The organism is Streptomyces sp. CNS606 (assembly GCF_000426325.1).
Genome location: NZ_AUFD01000015.1, coordinates 93,349 through 112,887, shown reverse-complemented (window position 1 = coordinate 112,887; position 19,539 = coordinate 93,349). Strand labels below are relative to the sequence as shown.

The following is a 19,539-nucleotide window of genomic DNA, read 5'->3' as shown; positions in this document are numbered from 1 at the left end:
CGGTTTCGGCGGAGGAGAAGGACACGTGACGACGGCGGTAGCGGAGACCTGGACCGGGGGCGACGGGGGCCGTGCGGCCGTTGCGGCCGCGGCGCGGCAGGTGGTGAAGGCGTACGGCTCGGGGGAGACCCGGGTGGTGGCGCTGGACCGTGTGGACGTGGACATCGAACGCGGCGCGTTCACCGCGATCATGGGGCCCTCGGGGTCCGGCAAGTCGACCCTGATGCACTGCCTGGCGGGTCTGGACACGGTGACCTCGGGCAGCATCCGGGTCGGTGACCAGGAGATCACCGGGCTGAAGGACAAGAAGCTGACGCGGCTGCGCCGCGACCGGATCGGCTTCATCTTCCAGGCGTACAACCTGCTGCCCACGCTGAACGCGGCGGAGAACATCACGCTGCCCATGGACATCGCGGGCCGGAAGGTGGACCGGGCCTGGCTGGGCCGGGTGGTGGACACCGTGGGGCTGGGCGGGCGGCTGAAGCACCGCCCGAACCAGCTGTCCGGCGGCCAGCAGCAGCGCGTCGCGGTGGCGCGGGCGCTGGCGGCGCGTCCGGAGATCGTGTTCGGTGACGAGCCGACCGGCAACCTGGACTCGCGCTCCGGCGCGGAGGTGCTGGAGTTCCTGCGGCGTTCGGTGGACGAACTCGGCCAGACGATGGTGATGGTGACGCACGACCCGGTCGCCGCCGCGTACGCGGACCGGGTGCTGTACCTGGCGGACGGGCGCATCGTGGACGAGATGCACCGCCCGACCGCGGAGAAGGTGCTGGACCGGATGCGGATGTTCGCGCCCGCGGGCGAGCCGCTCCGGGCGCGCGGGGAGCGGCCGGCCGGCGCGGTGGCGGGGAGCGCGTCGTGACCGTGTGGAAGACCTCGCTGAGAAACCTGCTCGCGCACAAGGGCCGGATGGCGCTGAGCGCGGTCGCCGTGGTGCTGTCGGTGGCGTTCGTCAGCGGCACGCTGGTGTTCACCGACACCATGAATGCCACCTTCGACAAGCTGTTCGCCGCCACCTCGGGGGACGTGACGGTGTCGCCGAAGGAGACCGGTGAGGACGAGGAGGTGTCCGCGACCGGACGCCCCGCGTCGCTGCCGGCCGGGGCGCTGGCGAAGGCGGAGCGGGCGGAGGGCGCGCGGTCCGCCGAGGGCGTCGTCGTCAGCATGAGCGTGACGGTGGTGAACGCCGAGAACGAGAACATGGGCTCCACCACGGGCGCGCCGACGATCGCCTCCAACTGGACGGGCGTCGACCGGCGTTCGATGGAGGTCACCGCCGGCCACCCGCCGCGCGGACCGACCGAGGTGATGGTCGACGCGGACACCGCGGACAAGCACGGCCTGAAGGTCGGCGACGAGCTGAGCACCCTCGCCGTGACCGGCGACCACACGGCCCGCATCTCCGGCATCGCGGCCTTCGAGGTCACCAACCCCGGTGCGGCGGTCGTCTACTTCGACACCGCCACCGCGCAGCGGGTGCTGCTCGGCGACCGAGGTGCGTACACCGGCGTCGTCGTCACGGCCGAGGAGGGGGTGACGCACGAGCAGTTGAAGGAGAACGTCGTCGCGGCCGTCGGCTCCGACGCGTACACCTACCGCACGCAGGCGGAGACCGCGGACGACAGCCGGCAGGACGTCGCGGAGTTCATGGACGTGATGAAGTACGCGATGCTCGGCTTCGCCGGGATCGCGCTGCTGGTCGGGGTGTTCCTGATCGTCAACACCTTCTCCATGCTGGTCGCCCAGCGCACCCGGGAGATCGGGCTGATGCGCGCCATCGGGTCCAGCCGCCGGCAGATCAACCGGTCGGTGCTGACCGAGGCGCTGCTGCTGGGCGTGGTGGGGTCGGTCGTCGGCCTCGGTGCCGGGGTGGGCCTGGCCGTCGGCCTGATGGAGCTGATGGGCGCGATGGGCATGAACCTCAGCACCTCGGAACTGACGGTCAAGGCGACCACTCCGGTGATCGGTGTGGCGCTGGGCGTCGTGGTGACGGTGCTCGCCGCGTGGCTGCCGGCCCGCCGGGCGGGCCGGGTGTCGCCGATGGCGGCGCTGCGCGACGCGGGCACCCCGGCCGACGGCCGGGCGGGCGCCGTACGGGCCGTGCTGGGCGTGCTGCTCACGGCGGTCGGCGCGGCGGCGCTGTACGTGGCGTCGCGGGCCGAGGAGGCGTCGGCGGGTGCCGGGATGCTGGCGCTGGGCGTGGTGTTGACGCTGGTCGGCTTCATCGTGGTCGGCCCGCTGCTGGCCGGTGTGGTGGTGCGGGCGCTGAGCCTGGTGGTGCTGCGGCTGTTCGGCCCGGTCGGGCGGCTCGCGGAGCGCAACGCGCTGCGCAACCCGCGCCGCACCGGCGCCACCGGGGCGGCGCTGATGATCGGCCTGGCGCTGGTCGCGTCGCTGTCGGTGGTGGGCTCCTCGATGGTGGCCTCGGCGACGGAGGAGCTGGACAAGTCGGTGGGCGCCGACTTCATCGTCGGCTCCGACACCGGTCAGCCGATCACCCCGCAGGCCGCGGAGAAGGTGCGGAGCGCCGGCGGGCTGGCCGACGTCACCGAGTACAAGCTGCTGGACATCGCGATCACCACCCCGGACGGGACGACGCTGGAGGGTGAGACGCTCAACGCGGCCACCCCCTCGTACGCCGAGGTGCTGCGGGTGGAGACCACGCAGGGCGAACTGGCGGACGCGTACGCGAAGGACGGCATGTCGGTGTTCGCGGGCTTCGCGAAGAAGCACGGCCTGCGGACCGGCGACACGCTGCGGGTCGACTTCGCGCAGGGGCGTACGGCCGAGCTGACGGTGCGGGCGGTCACCTCCGACGAGGCCGTGATCGACAAGGGCGCGATGTACGCGAGCATCGCCACCGCGGAGCGGTACGTGGCGGAGAAGGACATGCCGCTGAACGCGCTGATGTTCGGCAGCGCCGTGGACGGGGAGGAGGACGCCGCGTACGCCGCGCTGAAGAAGGCGCTGGAGCCGTACCCGCAGTACACGGTGCGCGACCAGGCCGACTACAAGCAGACCCTCCAGGACCAGGTCGGGCAGCTGCTCAACATGGTGTACGGGCTGCTGGCGCTGGCGATCGTCGTCGCGGTGCTGGGCGTGGTGAACACGCTGGCGCTGTCGGTGGTGGAGCGCACCCGGGAGATCGGCCTGATGCGGGCGATCGGTCTGTCGCGGCGGCAGCTGCGGCGCATGATCCGCCTGGAGTCGGTGGTCATCGCCCTGTTCGGCGCGCTGCTCGGGCTGGGCCTGGGCATGGGCTGGGGCGCGACCGCGCAGCAGCTGCTCGCGCTGGAGGGGATGAAGGTGCTGGAGATCCCGTGGGCGACGATCGGCTGGGTCTTCGCCGGGTCCGCCCTGGTCGGCCTGGTCGCCGCGCTGGTCCCCGCGTTCCGCGCGGGCCGCATGAACGTGCTGGCGGCCATCGCCACGGAGTGACGGGAGCGGCGAGGGGGTCCGGGGGCCGGGAGTCCGGCTCCGGGCGCCCTCGCCGTCTCACACCGGCATGACCGGTACGTCGTACTGCGGGATCCACTTGTCCCGTGTCACCACCGTCATGCCCTCGATCTGGGCCTGGGCCACCAGGACGCGGTCGAACGGATCGCTGTGGTGGGCGGGCAGGCGTCCGGCACGGACGCCGTGCCCCGCGCCGATCGGCAGCGGGCTGAACTGGCTGTCCCGGACGCGTTCCGGCAGGTCGGCAGGACCGTCGAGCTTGCCGAGCGACTGCTTGATCGCGATCTCCCACGGTGTCACGGCGCTGACATAGATGGCCGGTTCCGTGTCGATCAGATGTTTCGTCTCGTCGCTCAGCTCCGGCGAGTCGTCCAGCCACCAGAGCACCACGTGCGTGTCGAGGAGCAGTCGCATCAGCGCATCCCGAAGGCTTCCGCGAGGTCGTCGGGGAGCTCGTCGAAGTCGTCGTGGAGGTGGATCTGCCCGCGCAGCGACCCCCTGCCGGTGCGGCGCACCGTCGGCCGCAGGGGGACCACCTTGGCGACCGGGGTGCCGGCCTTGCTGATCACGACGTCCTCGCCGGTGGCGACCTGCTCCAGTATCCGGGAGAAGTGGGTCTTGGCCTCGTGCACGTTGTACTGGTGGGCTGCGTCCATGAGTGCCTCGCAGGGCCGGGGCGAAAGGTGGACTAACTGCTGGACCAAGCATAGCCGGTCCGGTCGGCGGACGGCTGTCGGCGGGTGGTCGTACGCTGGAGACCCCGGCCTGCGGACGCATGTCGGGCTCTTCGTGTTGCCCACCCGACCGGACGCCCCCGGTCCGCCACCCCGGACGGATGCCTTCATGAGCCTGCACGGTCTGCTCGACGTGGTCCTGCGCGACCCCGCCCTCGACGAGGCGGTCGGGGCCGCGGCCGAGGGCCACCGCCATCACGTCGACCTGGTCGGCCCCGCCTCCGCCCGGCCGCTGGCGATCGCCGCGCTCGCGCGCGAGGCCGGCCGCCCCGTGCTGGCCGTGACGGCCACCGGCCGCGAGGCCGAGGACCTGACGGCGGCGCTGCGCAGCCTGCTGCCGCCGGACGGCGTCGTGGAGTACCCGTCCTGGGAGACACTGCCGCACGAGCGGCTGTCGCCGCGCAGCGACACCGTCGGCCGTCGCCTCGCGGTGCTGCGCCGCCTCGCCCACCCGGACCCCGCGGACGCCACCACCGGCCCGGTCTCCGTCGTGGTCGCGCCCGTACGGTCCGTGCTCCAGCCGCAGGTCAAGGGCCTGGGCGACCTGGAGCCGGTCGCGCTGCGCCAGGGCCGGGAGGCGGACCTGGGGGAGATCACCGAGGGCCTGGCGGCCGCCGCGTACGCGCGGGTGGAGCTGGTGGAGAAGCGCGGCGAGTTCGCGGTGCGCGGCGGCATCCTGGACGTGTTCCCGCCCACCGAGGAGCACCCGCTGCGGGTCGAGTTCTGGGGCGACGAGGTCGAGGAGATCCGGTACTTCAAGGTCGCCGACCAGCGGTCCCTGGAGATCGCCGAGCACGGCCTGTGGGCGCCGCCGTGCCGGGAGCTGCTGCTGACCGACGGCGTGCGGCGGCGCGCGGCGGAGCTGGCGCAGCAGCACCCGGAGCTGGAGGAACTGCTCGGGAAGATCGCCGAGGGCATCGCGGTGGAGGGCATGGAGTCCCTGGCGCCGGTCCTGGTGGACGACATGGAGCTGCTGCTGGACGTGCTGCCGTCCGGGGCGATGGGCGTGGTGTGCGACCCGGAGCGGGTCCGTACCAGGGCCGCGGACCTGGTGGCGACCAGCCGGGAGTTCCTGGAGGCGTCGTGGGCCGCCTCCGCCGGGGGAGGCGAGGCTCCGGTCGACGTCGGGGCGGCCTCGCTGTGGGGTATCGCGGACGTGCGGGAGCGGGCCCGCGAGCTGGGCATGCTGTGGTGGTCGGTGAGTCCCTTCGCGCCGGACACCTCCGTGGCCGGCGACGAGGACGACGTGCTCCAGCTCGGCATGCGCGCCCCGGAGACGTACCGCGGGGACACCGCCCGCGCGCTCGCCGACACCAAGGGCTGGCTGGCCGACGGCTGGCGCTGCGTGTACGTCACCGAGGGCCACGGTCCCGCGGCCCGCACGGTCGAGGTGCTGGGCGGCGAGGGCGTCGCGGCCCGGCTGGAGGGCGACCTGGGCGGCATCGAGCCGTCCGTCGTGCACGTGGCCTGCGGCTCGATCGACAACGGCCTGGTGGACCCGGCGCTGAAGCTGGCGGTGCTGACCGAGACGGACCTGTCCGGGCAGAAGGCGGCCGGGCGGGAGGGCGCCCGCATGCCCGCGCGGCGCCGCAAGACCATCGACCCGCTGACGCTGCAGGCCGGCGACTTCATCGTGCACGAACAGCACGGCGTGGGCCGCTACATCGAGATGGTGCAGCGCACCGTGCAGGGCGCCACCCGCGAGTACCTGCTGGTGGAGTACGCGCCGGCGAAGCGCGGGCAGCCCGGCGACCGCCTGTTCGTGCCCACCGACCAGCTGGAGCAGGTCACCAAGTACGTCGGCGGGGAGCAGCCGTCGCTGCACCGGCTGGGCGGCGCGGACTGGACGAAGACCAAGGCGCGGGCGAAGAAGGCGGTCAAGGAGATCGCCGCGGACCTCATCAAGCTGTACTCGGCGCGGATGGCCGCCCCCGGCCACGCGTTCGCCCCCGACTCGCCGTGGCAGCGCGAGCTGGAGGACGCGTTCCCGTACATGGAGACCGCGGACCAGCTCAGCACGATCGCCGAGGTCAAGGAGGACATGGAGAAGTCGGTCCCGATGGACCGGCTGATCTGCGGCGACGTCGGCTACGGCAAGACGGAGATCGCCGTGCGGGCCGCGTTCAAGGCGGTGCAGGACGGCAAGCAGGTCGCGGTGCTGGTGCCGACGACGCTGCTGGTGCAGCAGCACTTCGGCACGTTCACCGAGCGGTACGGGCAGTTCCCGGTGAAGGTGCGGGCGCTGTCCCGCTTCCAGACCGACACCGAGGCGGGCGCCGTGCTGGACGGCCTGCGGGACGGCACGGTCGACGTGGTCATCGGCACGCACCGGCTGTTCTCCTCGGAGGTGAAGTTCAAGGAACTGGGCCTGGTCGTCGTCGACGAGGAGCAGCGGTTCGGCGTCGAGCACAAGGAGCAGCTGAAGAAACTGCGGGCCAACGTGGACGTGCTGACCATGTCGGCGACGCCGATCCCGCGCACCCTGGAGATGGCGGTGACCGGCATCCGCGAGATGTCGACCATCACCACACCGCCGGAGGAGCGGCACCCGGTGCTGACGTTCGTCGGCCCGTACGAGGAGCGGCAGATCGGCGCGGCCGTGCGGCGTGAACTGCTGCGCGAGGGCCAGGTGTTCTACATCCACAACCGGGTGGAGTCGATCGACCGGGCGGCGGCGCGGCTGCGGCAGATCGTGCCGGAGGCCCGCATCGCCACCGCACACGGGCAGATGTCGGAGTCGGCGCTGGAGCAGGTCGTCGTCGACTTCTGGGAGAAGAAGTTCGACGTGCTGGTGTCCACGACGATCGTGGAGAACGGCATCGACATCTCCAACGCCAACACGCTCGTCGTGGAGCGCGGCGACAACTTCGGCCTGTCGCAGCTGCACCAGCTCCGCGGCCGGGTCGGGCGCGGCCGGGAGCGGGGCTACGCGTACTTCCTGTACCCGCCGGAGAAGCCGCTGACGGAGACCGCGCACGAGCGGCTGGCGACCATCGCGCAGCACACCGAGATGGGCGCGGGCATGTACGTCGCCATGAAGGACCTGGAGATCCGCGGTGCGGGCAACCTGCTGGGCGGCGAGCAGTCCGGGCACATCGCCGGCGTCGGCTTCGACCTGTACGTGCGGATGGTGGGCGAGGCCGTCGCCGACTACCGGTCCGCGCTGGAGTCCGGAGGCGAGGTCGAGGAGGCTCCGCTGGAGGTCAAGATCGAGCTGCCGGTCGACGCGCACGTCCCGCACGACTACGCGCCGGGCGAGCGGCTGCGGCTCCAGGCGTACCGGGCGATCGCCTCGGCGAACTCCGAGGCCGACATCGCGGCCGTCCGGGAGGAACTCGCCGACCGGTACGGCCCGTTGCCCGAGCCGGTGGAGAACCTGCTGCTGGTGGCGGGGCTGCGGATGCTGGCCCGCTCGTGCGGCGTCACCGACATCACGCTCCAGGGCTCCAACATCCGTTTCTCCCCGGTGGAGTTGCGGGAGTCGCAGGAGCTGCGGCTGAAGCGGCTGTACCCGCGGTCGGTCATCAAGCAGACGACGCGGCAGGTGCTGGTGCCGCGGCCCAAGTCGGGCGGCGGGATCGGCGGCAAGCCCGTCGTCGGCCGCGACCTGCTCGCCTGGGTCGGCGAGTTCCTGACCTCCGTCCCGGGCACCTGACGCCCGGCTTCGCCGCGACGCCCCCGCCGCCCGCTCCTCCCTGCCGAGGGGGCGGGCGGCCCCGGCGCGGTCGGGCCCGAGGATGCTCCTATGGCTGTCAGGCGTGGTCGCGGGCGAGGCGGGCGCTGAAGGCGAGGAGGACGGTGCCGGTGACCGCGTCGAGGGCGCGGCGCACGGTGCGGCGGCTCAGCACCCGGCGGGCCCGGTGCAGGCCGGTGACCAGGAGGAGCAGGTACCCGAGCGACAGCGCCGCGTGGGTCAGGGCGAGACCGGAGGACTGCCACAGCGGAGCGTCGCCGGGGAGGAACTGGGGCAGCACCGCGAGGTAGAAGACCAGCACCTTGGGATTGGTGATGTTGGAGAGGAAGCCCTGTCGCCAGCCGCGCAGCGCGCCGCCGCCGCCGTCGACGCCGTCCGCCGGGACCGGGGCGGAGTCGCCGCGCCAGGCGGAGCGCAGTGCCTGCAGGCCCAGGTGGGCGAGGTAGGCGACGCCGGCCCACTTGACGGCCGTGAACACCGGCTGGGAGGCCACGATCAGGGCGCCCAGTCCGACGGCGGCGGCCATGCCCTGGACCGCGTTGGAGGAGGCCACCCCGGCGCTCGCCCACGCGCCGCGGACACGCCCGGCGCTCAGGGTGTTCTTGGTGACGACCGCGAAGTCCGGCCCCGGTATGACGATCAGCACCAGGGCGAAGACCACGAACGATCCGTAGGTCTGCCAGGTCATCCCGCCAGGCTAGTCGAAGAGGAGTTCGACGGTGGGGGCGCGGAGGCGGACCCGGACGTAGGTGACGGGAAACCGCTGGCCCGGACCCCCGGCGCACGGCATGCTCGTCGGCGCGGCACCCGCAGCCCGCACGCGTCGGCCGGGTGGCGCAGCCACCACCGAGCCGTGTGCTCGCCCAGCCCCTGGAGGCCGAGAATGACCGCATCGTCGCGCACCTCCGCGCGCACCGACAGCACCGCTCGCGCAGCCGAACGGGCCGCCGAAGGGGCCGCCGAACGGGCCGCCGAAGGGGCCGCCGAACGGGCCGCCGAACTGCGCCGCCTGCACCACGATCCGGCGATCCTGGTGCTGGTCAACGCCTGGGACGTGGCCTCCGCCCGGGCCGTCGCGGAGGTCCCCGGCTGCCGCGCCGTCGCCACCGCCAGTGCCGCGATCGCCGCCTGCCACGGCTGTCCCGACGGCGAGCACATCCCCGCCGACCTCATGCTGGACGCCGTGGCACGGATCGCGGCGGCGGTCGATCTGCCGGTGACCGCGGACCTGGAGGCCGGCTACGGCGACGTGGACCGCACGATCCGCCGCGCCGTGCGGGCCGGCGTGGCCGGGGCCAACCTGGAGGACGGGATGCGCCCCACGGCCGAGTCGGCGGAACGCGTCGCCACCGCCGTGCGCGCGGGCGCAGCGGAGGGCGTGCCGCTGGTGCTCAACGCCCGCACCGACTGCTACCTGCGCGGCGACGGGCGGCCGGCTGCCGACCTGCTCGCGGACGCGACCGTCCGCGGCCTCGCCTACCTCGAGGCGGGGGCGGACTGCGTGTTCGTCCCCGGCTGCACGGACGAGGAAGCCGTCGCCGCGCTCGCCGAGCGCTTCGGTCCCGGACGCCTGAGCCTCCTCGGAACCCCCGGCGCTCCGTCTCCCACGCGGCTCCAGGAACTCGGCGTGGCCCGCGTCTCGTACGGCCCGTTCCCCCACCGCCGGGTGCTCGGCGCGCTGGCCGAGGAGGCCGCCGCGCTGCTCGGCGGCGACGACGGCGCGGGAGCCACCGGCGGCTGACGTCGCGTCGGATCCGGCGGGCGCCCTCCCGCCGGGCGGGTCCGGGCTGTCAGGATGAAGCCGCCCGCACAAGTGGCAGCGGCGGGGAGCAGGGGAGCCGGGGAGGCAGCGTGGCAGTGATGGGGCGGGCGTCGCGAGCGCGGCGGTGGACGCGAACGTTGTCGGCGGTGTCGCTGGCCGTGTCGCTCGCGGCGGTGTGCACGGCGTGCGGAACGGTCCGTGAGGGCGTGGAGGATCTCGAGGACGCCGCGCCGGAGCCGCCGGCGTCCACCGCGGCCCCCGGCGACGGCGAGGCCCGGCGCCTCCTCGCGGAGCTGGACGTGCGGCAGCCCGGCACCATGGACGGCTACTCCCGCGACCGGTTCGCCCACTGGTCGGACCAGGGGGGCGCGTGCGACACCCGCGAGGTCGTGCTGAAGCGGGACGGGAAGGACGTACGCACCGACGCCGACTGCTACGCCGTCTCCGGCACCTGGCACAGCCCGTACGACGCCGGGGTGTGGACGGACGCCTCCGACGTGGACGTCGACCACATGGTGCCGCTGGCCGAGGCGTGGCGCAGCGGCGCCCGTGCCTGGGACGACGAGCGGCGCGAAGCCTTCGCCAACGACCTGGAACGCCCGCAGTTGTGGGCGGTGACCGACAACGTCAACCAGTCCAAGGGCGACGAGCCTCCGGACGAGTGGAAGCCCGAGCGCCGTTCCTACTGGTGCACCTACGCGGGCCACTGGGTGGCGGTGAAACACCACTACGCGCTGTCGGTCACCGAGGCCGAGAAGACCGCGCTGACCTCGATGCTCGACAGCTGCGGAGAGTGACCCGGCAAACACGCGTCCGTTCCGGCGGCGGGGCCGATACGCGACGGGTGTGTCGAAGCGGTGGTCACAGCCGCGCGGACTCCCTACCATCGATCATCGCCAGGTTGTGAAACAGCGCACAACCGCTTTCGCCGCCGCCCGGGAGGCTTCCATGCACCGCCGTAGGTCCGCCGTCACCGTCTCCACCGCCGCCGCACTGCTGCTGGCGGCGCCGCTGCTGACCGGCTGCGGCGAGACGCATCCCGGGGCCGCGGCCGTCGTGGACGGCGAGCGCATCTCCCTCGCCCAGCTCCAGTCCCGCGTCGGCGAGGCCCGCGCGGCGCAGCGGGAGATGCCGCAGGGCGAGCAGATGATCCGCCGCACCGGGCAGCTCACCCGCTCCACCCTGGACGGCATGATCCGCCACCGCGTCGTCGAGCAGGCCCTCAAGGACGCCGGGGTCGGCGTCTCCCGCAGCGAGCTGCAGCGGCAGCGCGACGTGTACGAGCAGCAGACCGGCGGCGCGAAGGGCTTCCGGCAGGCTCTGCTGGAGCAGCAGGGCATCGCCCCGTCCGCCGCCGACGACTGGGTCTGGCTGAACGTCGCCGTGCAGAAGGTCGCCAAGGCCTGGGACATCGACCCCGCCTCGCCGCAGGGCAACCAGGAGCTCAACAAGCGCTTCTCCGAGCTGTCCGGCGAGATGGACATCGTCGTGAACCCCCGGTACGGCACCTGGGACGCGAAGAGCAGCGCGCTGACCACCGAGAAGATGCCGTGGCTCAACGACGTCACCGGGGAGAAGGCGCTGGAGCAGCAGCGGGCCTGAGGCCGCCACCGGCCGGGCCCCGGCGTGCGGGGGAGCTGGGTTAGGTTGCAGAGGTGTCCCCTTCACCCGCTCCCGGCCCGGCTCCCGGGCCCGAGTCCGCACCCGCGTCCGGCCGCATCGTCCTGCTGACCACCAGCCACCGCGTCGCGCCCGGCCTGCTGTCCTGGCCCGCCTGGCAGGCGTTGCGCGGTGCGGACCGCGTGGTGTGCGCCGACTCCGGTCACCCGCAGCTTCCGTACGTGCAAGAGGCTGACGTCGCGGTCGACGTCGAGGCGCCCACGGCGCGCGAGCTGGTCGACGCGTGCCGCGACGGCGGCCGTACGGTCGTGGTGCTCGCCACGGCCGAGGGCGAGCCGCGGCTGACCGACGGCCTGGCCCGGCTGGCCGGCTCCGGCCGGGAGGAGATGCCCGCGCTGGAACTGCTTCCCGGCGCGTACGACCTGCCGGGCGCGCGGCTGCTGGACCTGGTGCAGGTGATGGACCGCATCCGCCGCGACTGCCCGTGGAGCAGCGTGCGCACCCACGAGGACCTGGCCAAGTACGGCATCGAGGAGGCGTACGAACTCGTCGAGGCGATCGAGGCCGGGGACCGGGACGAACTGCGCGAGGAGCTGGGCGACGTGCTGCTCCAGGTCGTCTTCCACGCGCGCATCGCGCAGGACGACCCGGACGAGCCGTTCTCGGTCGACGACGTCGCCGCCGGCATCGTGACGAAGCTGATCCACCGGCACCCGCACGTCTTCGGCGACGAGAGCGCGCAGACGCCCGAGGACGTCAAGGCGCACTGGATGCGGACCAAGGCCCTCGAGAAGCGGCGGGAGTCCGTCACCGACGGCGTCCCGCTGGGGCAGCCCGCGCTGGCGCTGGCCGCGAAGCTGTCGAGCCGCGCCCGGTCGGCCGGTCTTCCCGCGCCGCCCGCCGGCGTCCCGGGCGTCGGGTACGAACTCCTCGCGCTGGCCGCCCGCGCGGAGGCCGAGGGCACCGACCCGGAGACCGCGCTCCGCGCCGCCGCCCGCACCTACCGCGACACCCTCCGCACCGCGGAGGCCGGAAGCGGGGCGTGACCGGCGCCGTGCCCGTATCGTTGAACCGCGCGGCTGCGCGGACGCGTGGCGGGGAGGGAGCGCACCATGACCGTCGAACTGGCCGACAGGATCGATATGGGCGACGCCGAGGCATCCGCGCTGGACGAGGAGCTCGCGCTCCTGGAACGGATGACGATCCCCGAGGGCTTCAAGGCCGAAATCGTCGAAGGGGCCGTCGTCGTGTCGCCGCAGAGGAACACGCACTGGGACATCATCGAGCTGGTGCTGCTGCAGATCAAGGAAGTCTTCGGGCGGCGGGCGCGCACCAAGTCCGACGTACTCCTTCCGCTGCCGGGCTTTCGCAACGGCTTCGCCCCCGATCTGCTCAAGCTCGCGGACGACGCCGAGGTGGACGAGAAGGGCCGCCTGCGTTACCGGGACGTGCAGTTCGTCCTGGAGGTCGTGTCCCGTGAGACACGGGAGAACGACTACGGCACCAAGCTCCGCACGTATGCCTCGGCGGGAATCCCCGTCTACGTCGTGGCCGACCCGTACTCGGGGAAGTGTCACGCGTTCGGTCACCCCGACGGTGAGCGGTACGAGAGCGAGCTGACGGCGAAGTTCGGCGACGGCCTGGACCTGGCCCCCCTGGGGTTCGCCCTGTGCCTGGCGACGGAGGACTTCCCGCAGGACTGACCGGCCGCCCGCCGTCGTCGGCTGCGGCGGATACGGTCGGGGCGTGCACGACGACGACAGACCTGCTCCGCCGCCCGACATGCCGCCGTTGTTCGACTGGCGGTTCGCCGCCGACCCGTACCCCGCATACGCGTGGCTGCGGGCGCACGCGCCCGTGCACCGGGCGACGCTGCCGTCCGGGGTCGAGGCGTGGCTGGTGACGCGCTATGCGGACGCCCGGCAGGCACTCGCGGACCCGCGGCTGAGCAAGAACCCGGAGACGCACGCCGAGCGCGCCGCGCACGGCAAGGGCAAGGTCGGCATTCCCGGCGAACGCAGCGCCAACCTGATGACGCACCTGCTGAACATCGACCCGCCGGACCACACGCGGCTGCGGCGGCTGGTCTCCAAGGCGTTCACCCCCCGGCGGGTCGCGGCGTTCGAGCCGCGGGTCCGCGAACTCGCGGACCGGCTGGTCGACGCCTTCGCCGGCCGCGGGGAGGCCGACCTGATCCACGAGTTCGCGTTCCCGTTGCCCATTTACGCGATCTGCGACCTGCTCGGGGTGCCGTCCGAGGACCAGGACGACTTCCGCGACTGGGCGGCCATGATGCTCCGGCACGGCAACGCCCCCCGGGGCGGCGTGGGGCGGGCGGTGAAGAAGATGCGCGGCTACCTGGCCGAACTCATCCACCGCAAGCGCGAGGGCCTGGGAGACGACCTCATCTCCGATCTCATCAGGGCCTCCGACCACGGCGAGCACCTCACCGAGAACGAGGCCGCCGCGATGGCGTTCATCCTCCTCTTCGCCGGCTTCGAGACGACCGTCAACCTCATCGGGAACGGCACCTACGCGCTGCTGCGCCATCCCGCCCAACGGGCCCGGCTGCACGAGGCGCTGGAGGGTGGGGACGAGGTGTGGCTGGCCGGCGCGGTGGAGGAGCTGCTGCGCTGGGACGGGCCGGTGGAGATGGCGACCTGGCGGTTCGCGACGCGGCCGCTGGAGATCGGGGGGCGGCAGATCGCCGCCGGTGAGCCGGTGTTGGTGGTGCTGGCCGCCGCCGACCGCGACCCGGAACGGTTCGGTGATCCGGACGTCCTCGACCTGGCACGTTCCGACAACCAGCACCTGGGGTACGGGCACGGCATCCACTACTGTCTCGGCGCGCCACTCGCCCGGCTCGAGGGGCAGATCGCGTTGTCCGCACTTTTCGGACGTCTGCCGGATCTGCAACTGGCATCCGATCCGGACGACTTGCGGTGGCGTGGCGGCCTCATCATGCGCGGATTGCGCACTTTGCCCGTGACCTTCACGTGATCCTTGTGACATTGGCTTGTGACGGACCTGGCCGTGCGGCTACGTTCGGCGATCGATTCGCACGGAACGACGAGAGGGTTCGCATGCGCTCCGGGAACGGCCGTCACCGGCGACCCCGTCAGGCTCCCGCGCTGTTCGTCACGGCGGGCGTGACCGGCGCCGGCCTCGCCCTGCCGCTGTTCGCGGCGGGTGGCGCCCAGGCGGCCGACGGCGCCACGTGGGACCGCGTCGCCGAGTGCGAGAGCGGCGGCCTGTGGAGTGCCAACTCCGGCAACGGGTACTACGGCGGGCTCCAGCTGACGATGGAGATGTGGGAGGAGTACGGCGGCAAGGTGCTCGCCGCGCGCCCCGACCTCGCCAGCCGCGGCCAGCAGATCGAGGTCGCCGAGAAGATCCTCGCCGACCAGGGCCCCCGTGCGTGGCCCAGCTGTTCCGGTGGCGCCGGGCTGCTGCCGGAGGGTTCGGGATTCCCGGACGTCGAGGTGCCGGAGGTGCCCGAGCTGCCGGACCTGCCGGACGCCGAACTCCCCGACGTCCCCGACCCGGAGATCCCGGACGTGCCCGAACTCCCGGACGCCCCGGGTGACTCCGACGGCTCCGACGACAGGGAGGACTCCGACGGCGGGGAGGACCCCGAGGGCTCGGGCGGCAGCGACGGTTCGGGCGGTTCGTCCGAGGGCGGCGGTGACCCCGACGACTCCACGGGCGGCTCCACGGGCGGCGGTTCGACGGGTGACGACGCGAACGGCGACGACCCCTCGGGCGACCCCCCGTCCGGCGGGACCGAACCCGCGCCCGAGGAGTCCTCCGACGGCACCAGCGGCACCGGCTCCGGCCTGGACCCCTCCGAGTCCGAGGGGCGCGGGGACGGGGAGGGCGCCGGCCGTCACCGCGGCGACCCGGGCGACGAGCGTGTCGACGACGACCGCTCCGCGCGCGGCAAGCACGGCAAGCCCGGCGACGCCGAGGACGGCTACCTGGTGCGTCCGGGCGACTCGTTGTCGGCCATCGCGGCCGAGCACGACCTGACGGGCGGCTGGCCGGCGCTCTACGACGGCAACCGGAAGACGGTCGGCGACGACCCCGACCTGATCCTTCCCGGTCAGCGCCTCGACCTGCTGACCGGCGGCGAGCTGCGTTGACCCGCGGCCGACGCGCACCGGCCGTCCGGGTGAGCGGTGCTCCGCCGCTGCGCGGACACGCCGCCCGCCGACCGGTTCCCTCCGCTCGGTGACCGCTTCCTGAACACTCCGTTATGGCTCGGTTCCGTAACGGAGTGTTTTCTTTACCACCGGAACAAACGACCGGGAGGCCCGTGCGGTTAGGCTGCGGGGGCAGGAACCAGACACACACGAAGGAGACCCACGTGCCGTCCATCGACGTCGTAGTGGCCCGCGAGATCCTCGACTCGCGAGGCAACCCCACGGTCGAGGTCGAGGTCGGCCTCGACGACGGCAGCACCGGCCGTGCTGCGGTCCCGTCCGGCGCCTCCACCGGAGCCTTCGAGGCCCTGGAGCTGCGCGACGGCGACACCGGCCGCTACGGCGGCAAGGGCGTCGAGAAGGCCGTCCTCGCCGTCATCGAGCAGATCGGCCCGGAGCTGGTCGGCTACGACGCCACCGAGCAGCGCCTGATCGACCAGGCGATGTTCGACCTGGACGCCACCGCGGACAAGTCCTCGCTGGGCGCCAACGCCATCCTCGGCGTCTCCCTCGCCGTCGCGCACGCCGCCTCCGAGGCCTCCGACCTGCCGCTGTTCCGCTACCTCGGCGGCCCGAACGCGCACCAGCTCCCGGTGCCGATGATGAACATCCTCAACGGCGGCTCGCACGCCGACTCCAACGTGGACGTCCAGGAGTTCATGATCGCGCCGGTCGGCGCCGAGTCGTTCTCCGAGGCCGTCCGCTGGGGCGCCGAGGTGTACCACGCGCTGAAGTCCGTGCTGAAGGAGCGCGGCCTGAACACCGGCCTGGGCGACGAGGGCGGCTTCGCGCCGAACCTCGGCTCCAACCGCGAGGCGCTCGACCTCATCCTCGAGGCGATCCAGAAGGCCGGCTACACCCCCGGCCAGGACATCGCCCTCGCCCTGGACGTCGCCGCCTCCGAGTTCTACAAGGACGGCTCCTACGTCTTCGAGGGCGAGAACCGCACCGCCGACCAGATGGCCGCGTACTACGAGGAGATCGTCGACGCGTACCCGATGGTCTCCATCGAGGACCCGCTGTACGAGGACGACTGGGCCGGCTGGACGACGCTGACCGCCAAGCTCGGCGACAAGGTGCAGCTCGTGGGCGACGACCTGTTCGTCACCAACCCCGAGCGCCTCTCCCGCGGCATCGAGGAGAAGGCCGCCAACGCCCTGCTGGTGAAGGTGAACCAGATCGGCTCGCTCACCGAGACCCTGGACGCCGTCGAACTGGCCCAGCGCAACGGCTTCAAGTGCATGATGTCCCACCGCTCCGGCGAGACCGAGGACGTCACCATCGCGGACCTGGCCGTCGCGGTGAACTGCGGCCAGATCAAGGCCGGCGCCCCCGCCCGTTCCGACCGCGTCGCCAAGTACAACCAGCTGCTGCGCATCGAGGAGATCCTCGACGACGCCGCCGTGTACGCGGGCCGTTCGGCGTTCCCGCGCTTCAAGGGCTGAGACCGCGGCCGGCCCGCGGCGCCGCAACGCCCCGACCGGGCGAAACCGGCGCCACCCGCGACGCGCTCCGCGCCCGTCCCCGCCACCGTTCCCGTACGGTGGCGGGGACGGGCGCGTGTGCGGCACGCGCGCCGAGGAGACCGTGACGTCCGACGCCGGGGAGGAACGTGCCTGCGGACCGCTTCTCGACCACCGCGAGACTCCGGGCACTCGGCTCCCAGGCCGCAGAGCGCGTCTACCGGGCCCAGAGCCGCCGGGTACGCGCCCCGCGCCGCAGCCGCCTCACCGGCCGCGCGGCCCTGCTCGCACTCGTCCTGTGCTCGCTGGTCGTGGCCCTCGCCTATCCGCTGCGGCAGTACATCGCCCAGCAGTCCGAGATCGACGAGCTGCGCCAGGAGGTCGAACGGCGCCAGGAGCGCGTGGAGGACCTGCGGCGGCTCAAAGCGCGCTGGCAGGACCCGGCGTTCGTCGAGCAGCGCGCCCGCGAGCGGCTGCACATGCTGCGCCCCGGCGAGACCGGCTACCTGATGGAGCGCGGCGCCGAGGACGAACGGCGCCCGCAGGGCGACGCCTCCGACCGGCCCTGGTACCGCAACCTGTGGGAGGGCCTCGACGCCGCCGACGCAGCGGACACAGCCGACCGTGACGACGCCCCACGGGACGCCGCCGGCCGCAACGAGGCCGGCTCCCGGTAGACGCCCCGCCGCCCCCCGACCGGCCCGTAAGCTCTCCCGCGTACCCCGCCCTCGCGCGCGGCCGGCCGGACCGCCGCGCCGCGTGACGGCACGGAACGCCCGCACACCCGACACCGGCAGCGAAGAGAACACCCCCGCGATGGACACCCCTCCGCCCCAGACCGATTCCACGCCCCCCACCGACGCGGACGTCGCCGCGTTCCGGGAACAGCTCGGCCGCCCTCCGCGCGGCCTGCGCGCCATCGCGCACCGCTGCCCGTGCGGCCTGCCCGACGTCGTCGAGACCGCGCCGCGGCTGGAGGACGGTACGCCGTTCCCGACCACGTACTACCTGACCTGCCCCCGTGCCGCCTCGGCGATCGGCACGCTGGAGGCCGACGGCGTGATGAAGGAGATGACGGCCCGCCTCAACGAGGACGAGGAGCTGGCCGCCGCCTACCGGGCCGCGCACGAGGACTACCTGGCCCGGCGGGACGCCGTCGAGGTGCTGGAGGGCTTCCCCAGCGCGGGCGGCATGCCGGACCGGGTGAAATGCCTGCACGTGCTCGTCGCGCACTCCCTCGCCGCCGGGCCGGGGGTGAACCCGCTGGGCGACGAGGCCCTCGCGATGCTGCCGGAGTGGTGGCGCAAGGGCCCGTGCGTCGCGCCGTGCGGCGGAGAACCGGCGGACGGCGCCGCGGACGGCCTGGAGGACGACGGAGAGAAGGACGCCCGATGACGCGCGTCGCGGCCGTGGACTGCGGCACCAACTCGATCCGGCTGCTGGTCGCCGACCTGCACCCGGAGACGGGCGAGCTGAAGGAACTGGACCGCCGCATGGAGATCGTGCGGCTCGGGCAGGGCGTGGACCGCACGGGGCGGCTGGCGCCGGAGGCGCTGGAACGCACTCTCGCCGCCTGCCGCGACTACGCCGGCCGGGTCCGCGCGCTGGGCGCCGAGCGGGTGCGTTTCGTGGCCACGTCCGCTTCCCGGGACGCGGAGAACCGGGACGACTTCGTGCGCGGCGTGGTGGACCTCCTCGGCGTGGAGCCCGAGGTGATCAGCGGCGAGCAGGAGGCGGAGTTCTCCTTCACCGGCGCCACCCGCGAGCTGGCCGGCTCCGCGCACCCGCGCCCGTACCTCGTGGTGGACATCGGCGGGGGCTCCACCGAGTTCGTGCTCGGCGACGACCGGGTGCGCGCCTCCCGCTCCGTGGACGTCGGCTGCGTCCGGCTCACGGAACGGCACGGGCTGCGCGGCCCGGCCACCGCCGACCAGATCGCCGCCGTCCGTGCGGACGTCGACGCCGCGCTCGATCAGGCCGCGGAGGTCGTGCCGCTGGACGAGGCGCGCACGCTCGTCGGGCTGGCCGGGACGGTCACCACCGTCGCGGGCATGGTGCTGGAACTCGACGCGTACGACTCCGCCGCGATCCATCACGCCCGGGTGACCCGTGGTCAGGTCGACGACGTCACGGCCTGGTTGCTGGCCGCGACGCACGACGAGCGGGCCGCGGTCCCGGTGATGCATCCGGGGCGGGTGGACGTGATCGCGGCCGGGGCGCTGGTGCTGCGCACGGTCATGGAGCGGACGGGTGCCGAGGAGGTCGTCGTCAGCGAGCACGACATCCTCGACGGCATCGCGCACAGTTGCGCCGCACCCGATCGGCGGCCCTGAGCGGCGGCCCTGAGCGGCGGCCCTGAGCGGCTGTGCTGGACGGAACAGCGCCTTCGGCGGTCATCCGCCGGGGGCGCTGTTCCGCTTTCCCGGAACGGTCAGGTCGTCGGCCTCCGGCGTCGGACACGGCTCGTCGTGAACGCGGACTGCGCGGGTTTGTAGGCCAGTTGTATCTCCGGCCGGTACTTGTGGTCGGTCAGCGTGCAGGAGTGGCCGCGTACCGGTCATGCGCCGCTCACCGGGAGGCAACGATGCGCCGGCCGACGCGTTGCCCG

At 73.2% G+C, this 19,539-nt stretch carries 17 protein-coding genes; 14 read left to right on the top strand and 3 right to left on the bottom strand.

Annotated elements, in window-relative coordinates; genetic code table 11:
* Positions 1-25 precede the first annotated feature (25 nt).
* Together K304_RS28710 and K304_RS0112585 are read left to right on the top strand one after the other, a co-directional pair.
* Entirely contained in the window at positions 26-862 is an 837-nt protein-coding gene (locus K304_RS28710) for an ABC transporter ATP-binding protein (protein WP_078528990.1), read from the top strand.
* Positions 859-3,438 (top strand): FtsX-like permease family protein, encoded by a 2,580-nt coding sequence (locus K304_RS0112585; protein ID WP_027764045.1) that lies wholly within the window; start codon positions 859-861, stop codon positions 3,436-3,438. The genes K304_RS28710 and K304_RS0112585 overlap by 4 nt, the downstream gene beginning before the upstream one ends.
* A 57-nt stretch (positions 3,439-3,495) precedes the next feature.
* Here K304_RS0112585 and K304_RS0112580 read toward each other — a convergent pair whose 3' ends face one another.
* Positions 3,496-3,870 carry a type II toxin-antitoxin system VapC family toxin gene (locus K304_RS0112580; RefSeq protein ID WP_027764044.1) on the bottom strand — a complete coding sequence of 125 codons (375 nt, stop codon included), beginning with the start codon at positions 3,868-3,870 and terminating at the stop codon, positions 3,496-3,498.
* Positions 3,870-4,112 carry a type II toxin-antitoxin system Phd/YefM family antitoxin gene (locus K304_RS0112575; RefSeq protein ID WP_027764043.1) on the bottom strand — a complete coding sequence of 81 codons (243 nt, stop codon included), beginning with the start codon at positions 4,110-4,112 and terminating at the stop codon, positions 3,870-3,872. Before K304_RS0112575 ends, K304_RS0112580 begins: the two co-directional genes overlap by 1 nt.
* 187 nt (positions 4,113-4,299) lie before the next feature.
* On the opposite strand from K304_RS0112575, the gene mfd reads away from it, so the two are divergent.
* A complete protein-coding gene (gene mfd / locus K304_RS0112570) occupies positions 4,300-7,845 on the top strand; it encodes a transcription-repair coupling factor (RefSeq protein WP_027764042.1) in 3,546 nt (1,181 codons plus the stop codon).
* A 97-nt stretch (positions 7,846-7,942) separates the two neighbouring features.
* On the opposite strand, the gene K304_RS0112565 is transcribed toward mfd, so the two are convergent.
* Complete coding sequence (locus K304_RS0112565) at positions 7,943-8,572, bottom strand: LysE family translocator (RefSeq protein ID WP_027764041.1); 630 nt, start codon at positions 8,570-8,572, stop codon at positions 7,943-7,945.
* A gap of 195 nt (positions 8,573-8,767) precedes the next feature.
* Between K304_RS0112565 and K304_RS0112555 the strand changes: the two genes are divergently transcribed.
* The 11 genes from K304_RS0112555 (at position 8,768) to K304_RS0112505 (ending at position 19,264) form a co-directional block, all read left to right on the top strand.
* Entirely contained in the window at positions 8,768-9,625 is an 858-nt protein-coding gene (locus K304_RS0112555) for an isocitrate lyase/PEP mutase family protein (protein ID WP_078528989.1), read from the top strand.
* A 119-nt stretch (positions 9,626-9,744) separates the two neighbouring features.
* Positions 9,745-10,443 (top strand): HNH endonuclease family protein, encoded by a 699-nt coding sequence (locus K304_RS0112550; RefSeq protein ID WP_027764039.1) that lies wholly within the window; start codon positions 9,745-9,747, stop codon positions 10,441-10,443.
* A gap of 151 nt (positions 10,444-10,594) precedes the next feature.
* Positions 10,595-11,248, top strand: coding sequence for a SurA N-terminal domain-containing protein (locus K304_RS0112545; RefSeq protein WP_027764038.1), 654 nt, complete (start codon positions 10,595-10,597; stop codon positions 11,246-11,248).
* A 53-nt stretch (positions 11,249-11,301) separates the two neighbouring features.
* A complete protein-coding gene (locus K304_RS28705) occupies positions 11,302-12,312 on the top strand; it encodes a nucleoside triphosphate pyrophosphohydrolase (RefSeq protein ID WP_037790162.1) in 1,011 nt (336 codons plus the stop codon).
* A gap of 66 nt (positions 12,313-12,378) precedes the next feature.
* The gene (locus tag K304_RS0112535) at positions 12,379-12,969 is read left to right on the top strand and encodes a Uma2 family endonuclease (protein ID WP_027764037.1); all 591 of its coding nucleotides are present in this window, start codon (positions 12,379-12,381) and stop codon (positions 12,967-12,969) included.
* Between the two features lie 79 nt (positions 12,970-13,048).
* Positions 13,049-14,266: a cytochrome P450 gene (locus K304_RS0112530; protein ID WP_051308390.1), complete on the top strand. Its 1,218-nt coding sequence runs from the start codon at positions 13,049-13,051 to the stop codon at positions 14,264-14,266.
* Positions 14,267-14,349: 83 nt separating this feature from the next.
* On the top strand, positions 14,350-15,408 hold the full coding sequence (locus tag K304_RS0112525; protein WP_027764035.1) for a transglycosylase family protein: 1,059 nt from the start codon (positions 14,350-14,352) through the stop codon (positions 15,406-15,408).
* A 224-nt stretch (positions 15,409-15,632) separates the two neighbouring features.
* Positions 15,633-16,913 carry a phosphopyruvate hydratase gene (gene eno / locus K304_RS0112520; protein ID WP_027764034.1) on the top strand — a complete coding sequence of 427 codons (1,281 nt, stop codon included), beginning with the start codon at positions 15,633-15,635 and terminating at the stop codon, positions 16,911-16,913.
* Between the two features lie 167 nt (positions 16,914-17,080).
* Entirely contained in the window at positions 17,081-17,608 is a 528-nt protein-coding gene (locus tag K304_RS28700) for a septum formation initiator family protein (RefSeq protein ID WP_051308388.1), read from the top strand.
* Positions 17,609-17,747: 139 nt separating this feature from the next.
* On the top strand, positions 17,748-18,326 hold the full coding sequence (locus K304_RS28695) for a DUF501 domain-containing protein (protein WP_051308395.1): 579 nt from the start codon (positions 17,748-17,750) through the stop codon (positions 18,324-18,326).
* The gene (locus K304_RS0112505) at positions 18,323-19,264 is read left to right on the top strand and encodes a Ppx/GppA phosphatase family protein (RefSeq protein ID WP_027764033.1); all 942 of its coding nucleotides are present in this window, start codon (positions 18,323-18,325) and stop codon (positions 19,262-19,264) included. The genes K304_RS28695 and K304_RS0112505 overlap by 4 nt, the downstream gene beginning before the upstream one ends.
* Positions 19,265-19,539: the final 275 nt, after the last annotated feature.